The sequence below is a fragment of the Mesorhizobium sp. P2_E6 genome (assembly GCF_056403835.1).
Genome location: NZ_JBFUEQ010000011.1, coordinates 96,547 through 113,383 on the forward strand (window position 1 = coordinate 96,547; position 16,837 = coordinate 113,383).

At 64.4% G+C, this 16,837-nt stretch carries 11 protein-coding genes; 2 read left to right on the top strand and 9 right to left on the bottom strand.

The features are described 5' to 3' along the window. The first annotated feature begins 213 nt into the window (after positions 1-213). Both AC1D08_RS25335 and AC1D08_RS25340 read left to right on the top strand, forming a co-directional pair. Positions 214-936: a glutathione binding-like protein gene (locus tag AC1D08_RS25335; RefSeq protein ID WP_457151212.1), complete on the top strand. Its 723-nt coding sequence runs from the start codon at positions 214-216 to the stop codon at positions 934-936. A gap of 41 nt (positions 937-977) precedes the next feature. Beyond that, complete coding sequence (locus tag AC1D08_RS25340) at positions 978-1,673, top strand: SDR family NAD(P)-dependent oxidoreductase (protein ID WP_457151211.1); 696 nt, start codon at positions 978-980, stop codon at positions 1,671-1,673. Positions 1,674-1,714: 41 nt separating this feature from the next. Here AC1D08_RS25340 and AC1D08_RS25345 read toward each other — a convergent pair whose 3' ends face one another. From AC1D08_RS25345 to AC1D08_RS25385, 9 genes are all read right to left on the bottom strand, one after another. After that, positions 1,715-2,515 carry an SDR family oxidoreductase gene (locus tag AC1D08_RS25345; protein ID WP_457151210.1) on the bottom strand — a complete coding sequence of 267 codons (801 nt, stop codon included), beginning with the start codon at positions 2,513-2,515 and terminating at the stop codon, positions 1,715-1,717. A 118-nt stretch (positions 2,516-2,633) separates the two neighbouring features. After that, complete coding sequence (locus tag AC1D08_RS25350; protein ID WP_457151209.1) at positions 2,634-3,182, bottom strand: glutathione peroxidase; 549 nt, start codon at positions 3,180-3,182, stop codon at positions 2,634-2,636. A 120-nt stretch (positions 3,183-3,302) separates the two neighbouring features. Continuing rightward, entirely contained in the window at positions 3,303-3,998 is a 696-nt protein-coding gene (locus tag AC1D08_RS25355) for a 4'-phosphopantetheinyl transferase family protein (protein ID WP_457151208.1), read from the bottom strand. Then, positions 3,991-4,413, bottom strand: a complete 423-nt coding sequence (locus AC1D08_RS25360; RefSeq protein ID WP_457151207.1) for a hypothetical protein — start codon at positions 4,411-4,413, stop codon at positions 3,991-3,993. The genes AC1D08_RS25355 and AC1D08_RS25360 overlap by 8 nt, the downstream gene beginning before the upstream one ends. Further along, entirely contained in the window at positions 4,410-4,757 is a 348-nt protein-coding gene (locus AC1D08_RS25365; protein WP_457151206.1) for a hypothetical protein, read from the bottom strand. Before AC1D08_RS25365 ends, AC1D08_RS25360 begins: the two co-directional genes overlap by 4 nt. Further along, positions 4,757-5,659, bottom strand: a complete 903-nt coding sequence (locus AC1D08_RS25370) for a hypothetical protein (protein ID WP_457151205.1) — start codon at positions 5,657-5,659, stop codon at positions 4,757-4,759. The genes AC1D08_RS25365 and AC1D08_RS25370 overlap by 1 nt, the downstream gene beginning before the upstream one ends. Then, the gene (locus tag AC1D08_RS25375; protein ID WP_457151204.1) at positions 5,650-9,000 is read right to left on the bottom strand and encodes an amino acid adenylation domain-containing protein; all 3,351 of its coding nucleotides are present in this window, start codon (positions 8,998-9,000) and stop codon (positions 5,650-5,652) included. Before AC1D08_RS25375 ends, AC1D08_RS25370 begins: the two co-directional genes overlap by 10 nt. Further along, positions 8,997-12,233 carry an amino acid adenylation domain-containing protein gene (locus tag AC1D08_RS25380; protein WP_457151203.1) on the bottom strand — a complete coding sequence of 1,079 codons (3,237 nt, stop codon included), beginning with the start codon at positions 12,231-12,233 and terminating at the stop codon, positions 8,997-8,999. The genes AC1D08_RS25375 and AC1D08_RS25380 overlap by 4 nt, the downstream gene beginning before the upstream one ends. Then, positions 12,230-16,837 carry a non-ribosomal peptide synthetase gene (locus tag AC1D08_RS25385; protein ID WP_477424325.1) on the bottom strand — a complete coding sequence of 1,536 codons (4,608 nt, stop codon included), beginning with the start codon at positions 16,835-16,837 and terminating at the stop codon, positions 12,230-12,232. Before AC1D08_RS25385 ends, AC1D08_RS25380 begins: the two co-directional genes overlap by 4 nt.

Here is a 16,837-nt window from a genome sequence, read left to right on the forward strand (position 1 = left end):
AGGCGGCGCTGGTGCCGTAGCTGCCCGCGGGCCACGGTCAAGCGCGTCCTGACGCTTGCTCAGCCTCCGTCCTCGTACAGACAATTTTTCCTCAAAATCGTGCATCCGTAGATCGTCGCTTCGTGAACCGGAACCCGATTTCGTCTAGCTTGCTTCATGAGCGAATGGCGCGAAGCTGATGCCGCTTCCCCAACAGTGCAGGCAGGACGCAGCATGATCGATCTCTATTACTGGCCGACGCCCAACGGAAAAAAAATCTCGATCTTCCTGGAAGAGACAGGCACGCCTTACGCACTGAAGCCTGTGGACATCTCACATGGTGACCAGTTCACGCCTGAATACCTAAAGCTCAATCCCAACCACCGCATGCCGGCCATCGTCGATAACGAACCGAAAGGCGGCGGCGCGCCCATCGGCGTGTTCGAGTCCGGCGCGATCCTGTTCTATCTTGCGGAGAAGACCGGCAAGCTCTGGCCGCAGGACCTGCGCACCAAGTACGATGTCGCGCAGTGGGTGATATGGCAGATGGCCAACCAGGGGCCGAAGCTGGGCGAAGCGGGTCATTTCCGCAGGCTGGGCGACAGGGAAGGCGACCAGTCCTATGCGGTGCGCCGCTTCACCGACGAAGCAAACCGGCTCTACGGCGTCCTCAATATGCGACTTCGCGATCGCCGCTACCTTGCAGGTGAAGACTTCACCATCGCCGATATCATCAGCTATCCTTGGACCGTCAACTGGCAGGCACAGGGCCAGGACATCAATGAGTTCAGGCATTTCAAACGCTGGTTCGAGGAGGTCGGCGCCCGCCCGGGCGTGCAGCGTGGCCTGGCGGTGGGCGCCGACCTGTCAACCGACCAGAGCAAGCTTACGCCGGAGGAACAGGCCCACATCCGCAAGATCCTTTACAACCAGCGAGCTATTCATCTGCCTGACTGAGGGCTTATCCCCATCACAAAGGCGCAACCCCGGAGAAAACCATGACAAGCAAAGTTGCCGTTATCGCAGGCGTGGGATCCGGCCTTGGCGCCTCGTTGGCGAGGGTATTCAGCCGCCAAGGATTCAAGCTGGTGCTGGCGGCGCGCAATGTTGCGAAGCTCGACGCGCTTGCCACCGAGACCGGGGCCGAGGTGATCTCAACCGACGTGTCGGACCCGGCATCGGTGGAAAACCTGTTCCGTGCGGTGGATGGCATCGGCCCGCTCTCGCTTGCGATCTTCAATGCGGCCGGCCGCGTGCGCGGCGGCATTGCCGATCTCGATCCGGAGGAGGTGAAAAGAGCACTGCTCGTGGGTGCCTATGGCGGCTTTCTGTTCGGTCAGCAAGCAGCACGTCGGTTGCAGGCCGCGGGCGCCGGATCGATCCTGTTCACGGGAGCCACGGCCAGCGTCAAGGGCTTTGCCAATTCCGCCGGTTTCGCAATGCCGAAGTTTGGTCTGCGTGGGCTGGCGCAGTCGATGGCGCGCGAGCTTGCGCCAAAGAACATCCATGTGGCGCATTTCGTCATCGATGGCGGCATAGCATCCAGTGACCCGGGGCGGTCGCCAGACTCGACCCCGCCCGACCGTTGGCTTTCGCCGGACGCGATCGCCGAAGCCTATCTCGCGATCCATCAGCAGCATCGAAGCGCCTGGACGTGGGAGATTGAATTGCGGCCTTGGGTGGAGAATTTTTGATGCACAAGTAGCCGACTGCAACAGCCGCCGGCCGTTGCCGGCTAATAGTGTATCGGCCCCTTGACCCCGCCGCCGCATGCGATCGCGTCGCCGTTGATGGCAACGCTTCGCGGCGAAGCGAGGAATGCAACGACGTTGGCGATCTCGGCCATATCGACGAGGCGACCGATCGTGACATCAGCGGCAAGACGCTGTTCGATCTCCTCGGGCGAAACGCCTGCCGAAGCCGCGCGAGCGGCGACCAGGGGAGCGGTCTTTTCGGTGCGGGTCAGGCCAGGATGGACCACCGTCACGTTGATCCCCTTGGGGCCCAATTCGTCGGCAAGGTTCTTGGTCAGGGCAGAGACGGCAACATTGCGGATCGAGCCGATGATCGAGCCGGTCTGGCGCGCTGCGAGGCCGCTTATGTTGATAATTCGGCCCCAGCCTGCGGCAGCCATGTGAGGAGCAGCCTCGCGCGCCATGCGAAGATAGCCCATCACCTTGACGTTCACGTCATCCCAGAACAGGTCGTCGGTGATCTCGGCCAGTTTCGGCGGCGGTGCCTGCCCGCCCGGTTTGGCCGCGGCGTTGACCAGAATGTCGAGGCCGCCGAGCGCCGCGACCGTTGCGGCCACCAGCGCTCTGACCGAGCTGTCGTCCTGTGTGTCGACGGTCAGTCCGACGATCTTGCGTCCGGTCTCCGCAGCCAGTTCGCGCGCGGCAATGTCCACATCGGCAACGTTGCGTGCGGCGATGACGAGATCGACGCCTTCCAGGGCCAACTGCCGGGCGATGGCACGACCAATTCCCTTGCTGCCGCCGGTGACCAGGGCGCGTTTTCCGTCCAGTTGCAGATCCATGGCCTACTCTCCTCGCGTTAGATGGGTGGCATTACCACTGAAGCTGCAACGCAGCGGTGCCAAAAACCTTGCAGCACGCAGCCATGGAAGGGCCGCACCCAGCAGGCTGTATCTCGCGTCACACCGCCAGGAGCTTGCGGAGAGGGCCGACGATCGCCTCGTCCTGCGGCTCGATGTCGGAGCCAAAGCGGGCGACAACGTTCCCCTTGCGGTCGACCAGAAACTTCTCGAAGTTCCAACTCACCTCGTCGGGTCCGGGAGCGGCACCTTTCCCGGCCATCCGGGCAGCCAGTTTGCTACCCGGTTGGAAGACAGCCTTCGGCAGCGCCTCGATCAACGCTTGATAGAGCGGATGCTTCTGTGGTCCCTTGACCACGATCTTGGCGAACACAGGGAATTCGACACCATAGGTCAGCCGGCAGAAGTCCTGGATTTCGGCGTCGGTGCCCGGTTCCTGGCCGGCGAAGTCATTGGCCGGAAAGCCGAGCACCGCCAGGCCACGCTCGTGGTACGACCCGTAGAGCGCCTCCAGCCCATCATACTGGTTGGTGTAGCCGCATTTGGAGGCGACGTTGACGATCAAAAGGACGCTGTCGGCATATGCACGAAGGCTTGTTGTTGAGCCGTCGGCGCGGCTGAACGGAATATCGTAGATCGAGGCGGTCATAAGCAAAAGTTCCTGCAGACAAGAAGGCCTCCGTACATTGGTCGCTTAGCCGCTCCCGTCAAGGAAAGCTGTTCTCCAGAACCAAATTGCTGGGCATCTTTCGAGACAGCCGGGTCGGTCTTACGCAGGCTGGACCATGAACGAGGCCGTACAAGGTGCCCCGCCTTCGACTGCGAGCGCCGCAGTCCAGGAACTGCCTACCGGCACATCGAGAACTCGGCAGTTGGGACGGTGCAAGGCCGCACCGACGACGATATGTTCCCCGGCCCTCGCACTCATGGGTACGTCAAGCTCTTGAGGCGCCACGGAAAATCCGCAACCCCACGCCTTGAGTATCGCCTCCTTGCGCACCCAGCCGCGGTAGAGGGCGGCCAGGCGGTCGCCGGGGGAGGAGGCTCTCCAGGCGGCATAGTCGCGTGGCGATGCCCATGTCGTCAGGATTTCGGCGGCATCGATGGTCTCGATGCGTTCCAGATCGACGCCGACCTCGCACTCAGATGCAAATGCGAGAAGCGCCGCCCCACCCGCATGCGAAACATTGAAGCGCAACCGTTCGCACGGCAACCGAGGCTTGCCGTGAGCGCCATACGCAAAGGGGACGGACTGTGGCTGCACCGCCAGGTAACTCGCCAGGATGCGACGCAATCCCGCTCGCGTGCGCACGAATTGTGCCCGCGCCCGGGGGCAACGCAGCCGCACCGCGCGCCCGCGTTCTTCATCGTCGAGCAGCTCCAGCGCATCGGCTTCTGCCGCAATGCACGGCCGCACGTCGAGCAGCCACAAGTCGACCTTGCCGACGTCCGGCGGCTCAGGCATTTTCGATGTCGACCGCCACATTGGCGATCCAGCTCATGCTTTGCGCGATCGCCACAAGATCCGCAGCCGCCAAATTGTCAGGCGGGACCGCAGCCCAAGCCTTGATGAGGTCGGCCACGTATTCGTGCAGTGCCTCCCGCACCATCCTTCGCGCTTCCGGCGTCAGTGTCGCCGCACGCAGCGCCTCGTGATAGGTGGCAAATGACTGAGCTATGCGTTCCGCCGCCTCGGGGGCCTGGAGCGGCTCCTGCATCGCCTCGGCGCAGCGGGCGAAGGTCTCGGCAACGGCCGCGCCATCCTCTGGCGATGTCCAGGCGGATTCGAGGACGCCGCGAAAGCGTGCGAAAGCGCGGGCGAAGTCGAGTTGGGGACCGTCATGGGTCCATTGCCAAGGCGATTGTTGCTCCGGGTTCATGATACAGCTCCAGAGTTGGTCCGTTTGCGCGCTTCATCCAGTAACGCGCCATAGCCATGACGTCGCGCAGACGTCTCAAGCAACGCCTCGATACCGGTGCTGTCCTGCCAGGCGCCACCTTGCATCTCGACCACCTTCTCCTTGACCCGCAGTAAGATCGGTTCAGAACCGGGCAGGCCGTCGCCCAGGACGACGAACCCGCGCCAGCCCGCCTGAGGCCCGGGCGGCGCGACGCTTGGAACCGACAACGCCCGCGCCCGGGCGGCCAGTTCCGCGGCCTCATTGGGTGCCAGCCCGAACGTAGGATTCGGCCTTCCAGAGAACATGTCCAACACCACGCGCACTACAAGACCTCCACTCCCGGCGGTACGAACAGATAGCTGCAAAATTGTGTGTAGGGGCCGCGGTCGCACGTCGCCGGCGTCAGTGCGCCGGCAATGACGCGGCCCTGGTTGTCGACATTGCGGGCACTGTAGATGCCCAGCTTGTGGGCCCAGAAGGCGCCATGCGAGCGGTACCAATGGAAATCGTGTCCCGGCCAAACAGCCAGCGCCGCCAGCCGCGCCGGGCCGTCGCAGTTGGCCCTGAACCCATCGGCGATTGCAGCTCGCGCAACCGCCTCGCAGCTGAACTCGTCATACTGGCGGCCAACCCTGCGTCCGGGCTGCGCCACGAAATTGGAAACATAGTTGCTGGCATAATTGTAGCAATTGTTGCGAAGGCGCACGGAAGCTGTGTTCCAGAACCAGGGGCTATAAGCGGCGAGGATCGGCTCACAGGGCGGGCCGACCTCCGGCTGTTCGGCAGCTGTGGCCGCGTCCGCGTGGCTGGCGCGTAGCGCGGCGCTGCGGCCAGCACGTGGTGCCACCCCGTCGCCCCGCCATTCGACGCAGCGCGCTGCTTCATCGATCACTGTACGCGCAACGATCGGTCGGGCGCTTTCCAACAGCGCCAAAACGGCCTCGCGCTCGTAATCCGGCAGCGGCGCCCGTCGTGCGGAGACGAGCTCCTCCCTGGTCTCCACTGTCGCAGGCGGTGGCACGCCGACATAAAAGGCTGCGGGCGCGTCGGCGTCTTCCGGACCACTCCCGACAAGCAGGCCGCGATAGCCAAGCGCCGGCATCGGGGTGGCAGAAGCCGGCCCTCCCTGGCGCGACATCAGCTGCCTGAAATGTTGGGCCAAAGCCGGCGGCACCTGCCATGTCGGGTTGGGACGACCGGAGAACACATCTAGCATCACACGCATGCGCCATCTCCTTGCTCATGCAATTGTTGGCGTACATCGGCATCGCTCATTTCAAGCACCTGGAGCACGATGGCTGCGGCCGCTTCCAACCGCTGCCGCGCCGAATCGTCAGGGGCAATCGCGCGTGCAAGCTCGCGTGCGCATCGGGCCTCGAACACTCGACGCAGCGGAATCTCGATCTGCAGCAGCTCTCGCAGTTGCGAAACCAGTCGCGTAGCCAATAGCGAGTGGCCTCCGAGATCGGCAAAGAAATCGTCGGTCGCGCCGGCTTCCGGGACCTTCAACACGTCGCAGAAGCACCTGACGAGCAATGTTTCAAGGGCGGTTTGCGGAGTCGCGTGCCGCCGCTGCCTCGGGGCGGCGCCGGCAAGCATCCCGGCGATACGATCGCGGTCTGCCTTGCCATTGGCGGTGAGCGGGATCTCTTCGACGACCTTGAAGGCGCTCGGGATCATGAACGGCGGCAGTTTATCCTGGAGATGGTTGCGAAAAGTCCCGGTCAAGTCGGCCTGATCGAGGTCGCACCCCGGCGCAAGCAGCAATGCCGCATGCAGCCGGTCATCACCCGGCCCGGCGTGATGCAGCACCACGGCCGCTTCGGCCACCGCCGGGTGTGTGCGCAATGCAGCCTCCACCTCATCTGGCTCGACACGGTGGCCACGCAACTTGATCTGATTGTCGGCGCGGCCGAGGTATTCGAGCGTGCCATCACGACGGTGCCGCACTCGGTCTCCTGAACGGTAGACCAGGGCTCCGTCCGGTCCGCGTACGAAACGCTCCGCGGTGAGACCGGCCTGACCGACATAGCCCAGCGCAACGCCGGCGCCGCCAATTCGCAGTTCGCCAACCACCCCGACCGGGACCGGCGCACCGGACCCGTTACACACATTCAACCGCGTGAGGGCGATTGGACGGCCAATCGGCACCGGGCCCGGTCGAATGTCGCCGGCGCGCAGAAAATGCGCGCAGCAACCAACCGTGGTTTCTGTTGGCCCGTACTCATTGACGATCAGCAATCCCGGCATGTGCGTGCGCCAGGGCTCCAGCGTCTCGCCGTGCAAGGCTTCGCCCCCAACGATGAAACAGCCGGTTGCGCAGGCGGGCGCCCGCCCTGCCGCAAGCTGGCGCAAACCTTCGAGGTGGCTTGGGGTCAATTTGACAAAGCTGTAGCGCCGGCCCGAGTGAAGCGCTTCCTCGAGCGCTTCGAGGCCGCCCCCGGCTGGCAGCAAGAACACGGTCTTGCCGCACAAGAGCGGCACGAAAAGCGTGGTGACCGACATGTCGGCGGTGATCGAAGTGCACAGCGGTGCCCCTTCGCCATCGTTCACCGGATAGACGCTCATGCACCAGCGGAGGTAGTTGAGCAATGCACGATGCGGCACCGAGACGCCCTTGGGCCGTCCGGTGGAACCGGAAGTGAACAATATGTAGGCCGGGCTCTCGGCGTCGCGCCGCACCTTCGGGGGCGTTACGCCGGATTGCGGTGGTTCGCGATCCACCGCGATCGAGGTGAGCCCCGTTTGCAAGTCGGATTCCGTGCCCTTGGAGACAAGAAGCACCGTCGCCCCTGCATCGACGAGCATATCGCGGGCGCGCTGAACTGGCAATTCAGACCCCAGAGGCACATAGGCAGCGCCGGCCTTGAGCACGGCGAGCAGTGCCATCGGCAGGTACGTGCACGGCTCGATCGCGACCCCGACGCAATCGCCGGGCTCCACGCCGTGTGCGATGAGTTGATGAGCGAGACTGTTGGCGCCGCCGTCGAGCTCCGCATAACTGAGGCGTCCGTCGGGTGCCTGGCAGGCGACTGCGTCCGGGCTCAGACGCGCTTGTGCTTCGAACAGCCCGCACAGGTCGGTTTCGGCCGACGGCATCACAGGGCCTCGCGACCAGGCTTCCAACTGACGCAGTTCGGCGGCATCCATCAGCGGCAGATCCGCCACCGACGCTTCGGGATCGGCCAGTGCCGCGCAAAGTAGTCGCAGGAAGCGCTCCACCAGTCGTTCGGCGCTCGCCTGCTGAAAGAGATCGGTAGCGTATTCCAGTTCGCCGATCAGGCACGATGCCGTTTCGGTAAGCTGCAGGGTAAGGTCGAAGGCAGAAGTGCCACGCGCGAAGTTGAACGCCGGCGCGGCATCCGTGATCGTCCTGCGCACCTGGCTGGAAGAGAGCACCTGGAACGAAACTTGAAACAGCGGGTTGCGCGACAGATCCTGTTCGGGCGCAAGGGCCGCCACCACCATGGAGAAGGGCAGGTCCTGGTGGTTCTGCGCCTCACGCAGCCGCGCATGCGTACGCTCCACCGCTTCCTCGAAGCTGCAGCTGCCGCTGAAATCCAGCCGCAAAACCACGGTGTTGGCAAAAAAGCCGACGACGTCTTCGAGCTCGGAATAGGGACGCGCCGCCATCGGAGTGCCGATGGTCACCTCGTCCTGTCCCGCGAGCCGGTGCAGCAGCGCGGCAAAAGCGGCAAACAGCACGGTGAAGCGTGTGGTGTGCAGGCGGCGCGCCAGTGCTTCGGCGGCCGCGGTTGCGGCTGCGTCGATGGTGATCGGTGCGCGCGCCCCGCGATAACTTGGCCGGGCGGGACGAGGATGGTCCGTGGGCAGCTCGAGTTGCTGCATGCCCTCCAGCCGCTGCACCCAGTATTTGCGGTGCTGAGCCATCCGTTCACCGGACATTGCCTCGCGTTGCCAGACGGCAAAGTCGGCATACTGCACCGGCAATGGTGGCAGGGACGGAAGCCGGCCGGTCAACAGCTCGGAATAGACCTGGCCGATTTCGGCCAGCAATTTCTCCAGCGACCATCCGTCGGCGACGATGTGATGGATCACGAGCAGCAGCAGTGATTCACCGGCAGAAAGCTCCAACAGCCGACAATGCAGAAGCGGGCCTTCGGCAAGGTCGAAAGGCTGCTGGCTGGCAGCCGAGGCAATCTGCGCGGCGCGCGCCTCCGGATCCGGCTCGCAGCTGAGGTCGTCGATCTCGCATCGCATGGTCGTTGCAGGCAGAATGCGCTGCACCGGCTGCCCTCGGACGAGCGGGAACACGGTGCGCAGCGCCTCATGGCGGGCGACTACCGTCGACAGTGCCTTTTCCAGGTAACGCTGGAGCGGGACAAACGGCAGCCTCTGCGCAATCGAGATATTGTAGAATGGATTGCCCGGAACGAGTTGGTCGAGGAACCACAGGCGATCTTGCGAGTGTGAAAGCGGGAAGTCGCGCCCGTCGCGCGGCTGGACGGGAATTTCCTGCGCCGGCCGAACCCGAATGAGGTGCTCGCGCAGCGAGCGCTTCTGCTCCGGGGTCATTGCGGTGATACGGTTTTGCAGACTGTTCAAGGCGCCCCTCTCGATTCAGCTGGTTCTCGCGAGGCGAGCAGCGCCTCGCGCTCGGCCGCCGGCAGCGACGTCAACAGCTCCAACAGCTCGTCGTCGCTGGCTTCCGGTGTCGCGGCCTGGCGCTCCGCGATCCAACCGGCAAGCTGGCGGACAGACGGGTGGTCAAACACGGCTCCCGCCGGCACATCGGTTCCGAGTTGGCGTGACAGTCGTGAACTGACGCGCAAGGCCGCCAGCGAATGCCCGCCGAGATCGAGGAAGAAGTCTGCGTCAAGCGTCACCAGATGCAGCTGCAGCACCTGCGCGAAACACGCCTGGACCTCCTTTTCAAATGGCAGCACTGGATTGGCATCGCCAGTATCCGGCAGCTCTCCCGGCGGCGGCAGCGCCAGTCTGTCGCGCTTGCCGTTGGGCGTCAGCGGCAGCGCGTCGAAACGCACGATGACTGCCGGCAGGAACGCGTGCGGAAGCCGTTCCCGCAACCCGGCCAACAATCGCCGGGCACCGAAGCTTGATGCGGGCGCAGCGACATAGGCAACCAGGCGATCCTCCCGCAGCACAACCATGGCATCGCTGACTTCGGGGGCTTGGCGAAGAACCGCCTCGACTTCAGCCGGTTCGATCCGGAAGCCACGCAACTTGATCTGCTGGTCGCGCCGGCCGAGGCAGACAATCAAGCCGTCGCGCTGCACCCGGGCCAGGTCCCCGGTGCGATACATTCGTGCCGCCTTGCTGCCTGCAAAAGGGTCGCCCACAAAGCGCTCGCGCGTCAGTTCGGTGGGCCCGAGATATCCAAGCGCGACACCTGCGCCGCCAATGTACAGCTCGCCCGCCACATCAAGCGGAACGGGGCGCAGCTTGCTGTCGAGCACATAGGCACGCACGCCGGTGATCGGTCGACCGATCGGGACGACGCCCAGCACGGGAGGCTCTTGATCGGGATCGAACCAAGTGGCGTCCCAGATTTCCGAAGTCCCGTAAAGATTGTAGAGCGTCGCCTCCGCATGGTGTCGTCGGAACTGGTGGTAGAGGTCTGCCGGGAGCGGCTCGCCGGTGCAAACCCAGAACAGCAGGTGCGGCAAGTGCCGCCCGAGGTCCGGTTGCGCCTCGAGCATCATCTTAAGCAGCGACGGCACCAGCCACAGCCTTGTGACGCCGCGCGATGCCAGCAGGCGGATCAACGCGGAAGCATCCGTTGCGATCTGCTCGGAAACGATCGTGGTCGGCACACCTTGCAGCGTGGCGCCCAACAGCTCCCACAGCGAATCGACAAAGTTGATCGCGGTACGCTGACAGGCCATTTCGTTGGCGGCGAAGGGATAGGCCTGCCACATCCATGCGAGCCGGTTCGACACCTGGCCCCATTGAACCAGCACTCCTTTCGGCCGGCCCGTCGAGCCTGATGTGAAGACGATATAGGCGGGGTCGTCGCGCCGCCAACAGACCGGTCCGTCGTTTGCCGCATCGTCGCTGCAGGGTTCGAGGACGTCGCCGATGTCGATCACGGTTGCCGGTCCGTCCGGCGGCGTTGGGCCGGTTGCCAGCAGCACGGCCGGCTTGGCGTCCGCCAGCATCTGTTCCAGGCGGTGCCTGGGATAGCCCGGATCGAGCGGCAGATAGACGCCGTGCGCCTTCAGCACGGCGTAGAAGGCCACAACTTGCTCCAACGATCGGGGTGCAGACACGGCGACCGGCACGCCGCGATCCACACCCAGGTCGCGTAACCGTCGTGCGAGCCGCGACGACGCGCGCTCCAACGTGTCGAAGTCGAGCACACGATCGTCGGCGATGAAGGCCGGAGCCGTGCCTTTGTCGCGCGCCAGACCCCGCAACAATTCGAGCGGGTCCAGATCCACGCATGCATCGGCATCGCCGACGTTTGGTTCTTCGATCAGCCGCCGGCGTTCAGCATCGGAGAGCGGCGAAAAGGTCGCCAGAGTTGCAAAGGGCGCAGCGCATATGCCCCGCAGCAGGTTGAGCAGATGCTCGATAAGAGCTCCCATGTCATCGCCATGGAAACGGCTACGGTCGAACCGCAGTTTGAGCTGCAGCCGATCACCCGGAACAGCGAGCAAGCTGAGCGGCACATTGGCACGCGCCAAGTCGACGCCGCCGGTCGTGGATTCGAGCTTGGCCGCCGCTTGCGGGAAATTCTCGAACACCACCAGCGTGTCGAACAGAGGTCGATCAGGGGCGATCTCGCAGCAGCGTTGCAGTTCGGCGCTGTCGAGGTGGTGGAAAGCCGAGCCGCGTGCCTGCGCACTCTGCAAATCCTTGAGCCATGGCACCAGTGCTGCCTGCGGATCCACGCGCACCCGCACCGGGACCGCGTTGATGAAGAGACCGATCATCTGCTCGATGCCAGGAACCTCAGGCGGTCGCCCGGAAACGACGGCACCGAAAACCACATCGTCGCGGTCCGTATAGTGGCCGAGCAGCAAAGCCCACGCACCCTGCAGTACGGTGTTCAACGTCAGGCCGTGCTGGCGTGCGAACGCCCTGAGCCGCTCCGATTCCCCTGCATCGAGGTTGCCGCTGACCTCGTTGTCTGCATCTGCAAGAGCCGCTCGGCCAGGGGGCCGCGGCAGGCCGATCTCCACCGGCTCGTCGTAGCCACGAAGCACGTCGGCCCAATATTCGCGCGCTGCTTCGAGGTCGCGCGTGGCCAGCCAGTCGATGTAGTGGCGTAGCGAGCGTCGCACCGGAGGCTGGTAGGGCGCGTTGCGGACCAGCGCGCGATAATGTTCGATCATCTCCGCTGCCAGCAGTTGCGCACTCCATCCGTCGAGCAGGATGTGATGAAACTGCCAGACAAATCTCACTTGTCCGGCACGGCCGCGGATCAGCGCCAGCCGCATCAACGGTGGACGATCGAGCACGAAGCCCGCCCGGCGGCTGTCCCCCAGGTACCCTGCCAGCTGAGCTTCGAAGGCGGCCGCGTCGAGATGTCGCCAGTCGAGCTGTTCGAAAGCCAGCGCGACGTGACGGTGAACAACTTGCACCGGCTGCTCAAGGTCTTGCCAGTGGAAGGATGTGCGCAGTGCAGGCGTGCGCCGAAGCAGTTCGTGCCACGCCGCCTGGAACGCGTGCGCATCGACGGGCTCCGGCAGCGACATCACCTCCTGCTGGATGAAGACGCCGCTTTCCGGCGCACGCAGACTGGCGACCAGCATCGCCGCCTGGAGCGGCGCCAGTGGCCAGAAGTCTTCAACGTCAACGCTGTTCGTATTCAATCTTGGCCCCCCTGCCCACGGTTGAGGCGCGACATCAACGTGACCAGGTCCTCCGCCTTGATATGACGGGCGAACCCCCCAACGTCCTCTTCTTCATCAACGTCCTCTTCAACGGATTCGGTCGGCTTCGCGGCGCGAGCGAGCAGGGCCAGTGTCTTGTGGACGAAGATGTCGTTCGGCTCGATCGACAGCCCCGCCTCACGCGCGCGGCTGACGACCTGGATGCCGAGGATGGAGTCACCGCCGAGCTCAAAGAAATTGTCGTTGATGCCTACCTGCTCAAGCCGCAATATTTCGCCCCAGATGGCGGCGAGCCGCAATTCGGCAGCCGTCGATGGGGCAACGTACTCAGCTCCGAGTTCAGGCCGCATGCCGTCTATCTTCGGCAGGCGGTGGCGGTCGATCTTGCCGCTAACCGTCATGGGCAGCGCGTCAAGCAGCAGGAAGCGCGCCGGGATCATGTAGGCCGGCAAACGCTGGGCAAGGAAGGCGCGGACCTGCGGTACCATCTTTCGCGCGAAGGCGGATTGCAGCGGGTTGTTGGTCCAGCGCCGGCGATGCGCGGCGCCGCCTCCAAGAGTGCGCCTCGGGATTGGCCCGCGGCCCGTCCGATTCATTGCGAGCGGACTGAACACGGCGTCGATGTGACCGGTCGCGTGGCGTCCCGCAACATGAAGCTCGACCTTGCAGCCGGCTTCGGTCGCGCACGCGAGCAACTGGTCCGCGTCAAGCCCCTGCACGGTCAACTGTCCTGCGTTCGAGCGCAGATCACCGACGCAGCGCGATCCATCGCTGCCCATGACCTCCGCGGCGGCGTGCATCTCCGCCGCGACGGTTCGGCCTGGAATGTCGGCGACCAGCAGGGTTTTCCCGTCAAGTGCCCGCAACGTCCGCAGCAGCGCTTCGGCGCTGCCCACGCTCGCCCAGTCACAGGTGTCCCCCGCCTCCACAACCTCGGGCGACCAGCCGACATGGAGCATGACGTCATATCGGAAAAGCGTCAGCTCATTATCGGCACGGCACGGTTTGGCCAGGATTTCAACGGCCCGGATGCCGGGGAAATCCGCTGCCAGCGCGAGGAAAAATTCGGAATCGACCGCCAGCTCTTGTTCCAACCCCAGGCGGCGCGCCACACGTTCCTGCAAGGTGGCCAGCGGCAGGTCGGACTCGGCCCGGTACAACTCCACAGAGGCTGCGAAACACTCCAGCAGCGCCAGGCTCCGCACATCACCGATGAATACGGTGCCGCGGGTACCCAGCGTTGACAACGCGGCGCCTATCACGTCGATCAGGTAGCGTTCGCTCGGGAAGTACTGCACGACCGAATTGAGGATCACCAGGTCCACCGCATCCATCGATTGGGCCGCGACCTCGTGCGCAGCGCAACGACGGAACTCGATACCCTTGATCCCGGTGCCGGCCGCATGCTTGGCCATATGGTCAAGCGCGCCTTGCGAGATGTCGGTTGCCACGTAGCGCCGGGCCTTGGGTGCCAGGCGAAAAGCCAGCAAACCGGTGCCGCAGCCAATTTCGAGGGCTTGCTCGGCTGCGAGCGAATTCAATCGTTCAACCGTGCTTGCCAACCACTCTCGCATCGTCCGCTCGTCTAGCGGCAGGCCCGTGTAGCTGCTGTTCCAGCCATCGATGACGAATGCCGGGTCGGTAGCTTCCGCGATCGTACCGTAGGTTTCATCGTAGATGCGGTGCCAGTGTTCCACCTGCTCGCCGGAAGCTGCGCTCTCGAACTGCGCGTCAGGTACGCATGGGTCGTCGCGCTGCACCACATATGCGACAAGACGCGCATCTCCAGTGCCGACCTCGCGCACTGCGACCGCCGCCTCGGCGATCTCGGGATGCGATTGCAATGCCGCCTCGACTTCGCCGAGTTCGATCCGGTGACCGCGAAGCTTGATCTGGCGATCGATGCGGCCGATGAAGTCGATGCGCCCGTCGGCAAGCAATCGCACCCGGTCGCCAGTACGATAGATTCGTTCGACAGGGCCATTGCCCAGTCGCAGCTCGACGAACCGCTCGGCCGTCAGTTGCGGCCTGCCAAGATATTGCCGAGCCAGTCCGATCCCTTCCAGGCAGAGCTCACCTGGGACGCCGATCGGCACCGGCTCTCCGTGCGCATCGAGGACGAAGGCCCGCATATTGTCGATCGGCACGCCGATGGTCGGCGCGCGCGAAAAATCCTCGCATCGCTCCCATGTCGCCCAGATGGTCGTTTCCGTGGGACCGTACAGGTTGAAGAAGTGCCTGCCGGGCGCCCATTGTGCCACTATCGAGGCCGGACAAGCTTCGCCTGCCACCATCAGCGTGGTGAGAGTTCGCAACCCCGATGCATCGAACGCAAACAGCGCGGAAGGCGGCAACACCGCGTGGGTGACGCGCGCCTCGTCGATCAGCCGGGCGAGCCCGGGACCGGGCATGCGTTGCTCTGGTCCCGGGATCACCAGCGTGGCGCCGACGCCGAGGGCGAGGCCGAGTTCGAATACGGCGGCATCGAAGCTGAGCGAGGCGAACTGCAGCACACGGCTTTCCGCCGTCGTATCGAGCAGTCGTCGTTGGGCCGCCAGAACATTGGCCAGTCCACGCTGCCCGATGACCACGCCCTTCGGCTGGCCCGTCGAGCCTGATGTGTAGATGATGTAGGCCACATCACCTGATGCGCGCTCAGTTGAACGCGGGGCCGTGGTGCCGTCGCGCGCCATCGCGCTGACGAAGAGTGGCCGGCATTCGAGCAACGACAGCGCGCCCTCGACACGGCCCCACGCCGCAGGCTCGGTGAGGACGTGGCGCGCCCCGGTGTCCTCGGCAATATAGCGCAAGCGCTCGATCGGGAGATCGATATCGAGAGGCACGAACGCCGCGCCTGCCTTCAGCGCGGCGAGTATCGCGACCACGGCCGCAGGGGAGCGATCGAGCAGCAGCAATACCGGTTCGCCTGGCCGAACGCCGGCCTCCTCAAGTCCGGCGGCGAGTTCTTCAGCCTGCTGGTCAAGCGCCCCATATGTGAAGGTGCCCGCGGGGCCGGCAAGTGCGATACGCTCAGGTGCGTTCGCTGCGAAGCGCTCGAATTGCTTGCAGAGCGGCGTCTCGTCGAAGGCGACCGCTTTGCCCTCGGACGCGTGCCGGAACCGGTTCCGCTCGTCCCCGTCGAGCATCGCGATCGTATCGATCGGCTGGTCGGGGTCTGCCGCCGCCGAGTTCAGCAAGAAGCAGAAATGCCCGACCATGCGCGCGGCCGTCTCGGGATCGAATAACGCGGTGCTGTATTCCATGCCTCCGGAAATCCCGCCGGCATGCTCATGCAGGTGGAATGCGATATCGAAAATGGAGGTTCCGCGTTCGATGGAGACCACCGAATCCTGAGCCGGCAGTGCACTGCCGCTATCGATGTTCCATGCGTTCTGAAGCACCAGCCCGATTTGAAACAACGGATTGCGATTAGGCTGGCGCTCGGGCTGAAGCGCTTCGACCAATTTCTCGAAGGGCATGTCCTGATGTGTGTAGGCATCGAGCGCGGTCTGCCGCACACGGCGCACCAGTTCGCGGAAGGTCGGTCTGCCGCTGACGTCGATGCGAAACACGAGTGTATTGACGAAAAAACCGATCAGCGCCTCGACCTCGGGCCGCGTACGATTGGCGATCGGGGCGCCGATCGCGATGTCCTCGTCGCCGGTGTAGCGTTGCAGCAACGCGGCAAGACCTGCCAACAGCACCATGAACAGGGTAGCGCCTTCTTCGCTTGCCACCCGTTTCAACAAAACGAGCACAGGAGCCCCGATGCTCAGCTCCTCGAAATCACCTTCGAAGCTCGGCTCGTCCGGACGCGGTCGGTCCGGCACCAGCGCCAATTGCGGCAGATCGGCGAGCTGCCGGCGCCAATAGGACAGCTCCGTCTCCAGCCGTTCGCCGCTGAAGTACTGGCGCTGCCATTCGGCGAAATCGGCATACTGGATCGCCAGGGGTTGCAGCGGGGAGGGCCGGTTGGCGACGAAGGCCCCATAGGCGGCAGCCAGTTCGCGCAGCAGGATCTGCATGGACCAGCCGTCACAGGCGATGTGATGCAGGGTCAGCAGGAGCCAGTGTTCGTGCATCGACAGTCGCAGCAAACGCGCGTGCACCATGGGCCCATGCCGCAGATCAAACGTCAGCCGCGCCTGTTCGCCGGCCTCGCGGCGCGCAGCCTTCTCGCGCTCCTTCGGCTCAAGATGCATAAGGTCGAGCAGCGGCATCGGCACCGGGCCGGGTGGCATCACCTGCTGCATCGGCTCGCCTGCAATGTCAGTGAACACAGTGCGCAGGGCGGCATGGCGTGAAACCACGTGATCAAGGGCGCGCTTGAGCGCCGCCACGTTGAGAGGGCCGCGCAAGGGCAAGTTCAGAGGCACATTGTAGAAAGGGCTTGCCGGCGCGAGGCGCTGCATGAACCACAGGCGCTGCTGGGCCCAGGAAAGCGCTGCCGGGCCAGGGTGACTGCGGGGCGACAGTAGCGGATCATCTGACGCGGGGGGCTGCAGTCCGGCCGAGCCAAGCAATTTGCCGAGCAGCGAACGACGTTCGGCACTTATGTTGCCGGATATGGGGATTGCCGTCAT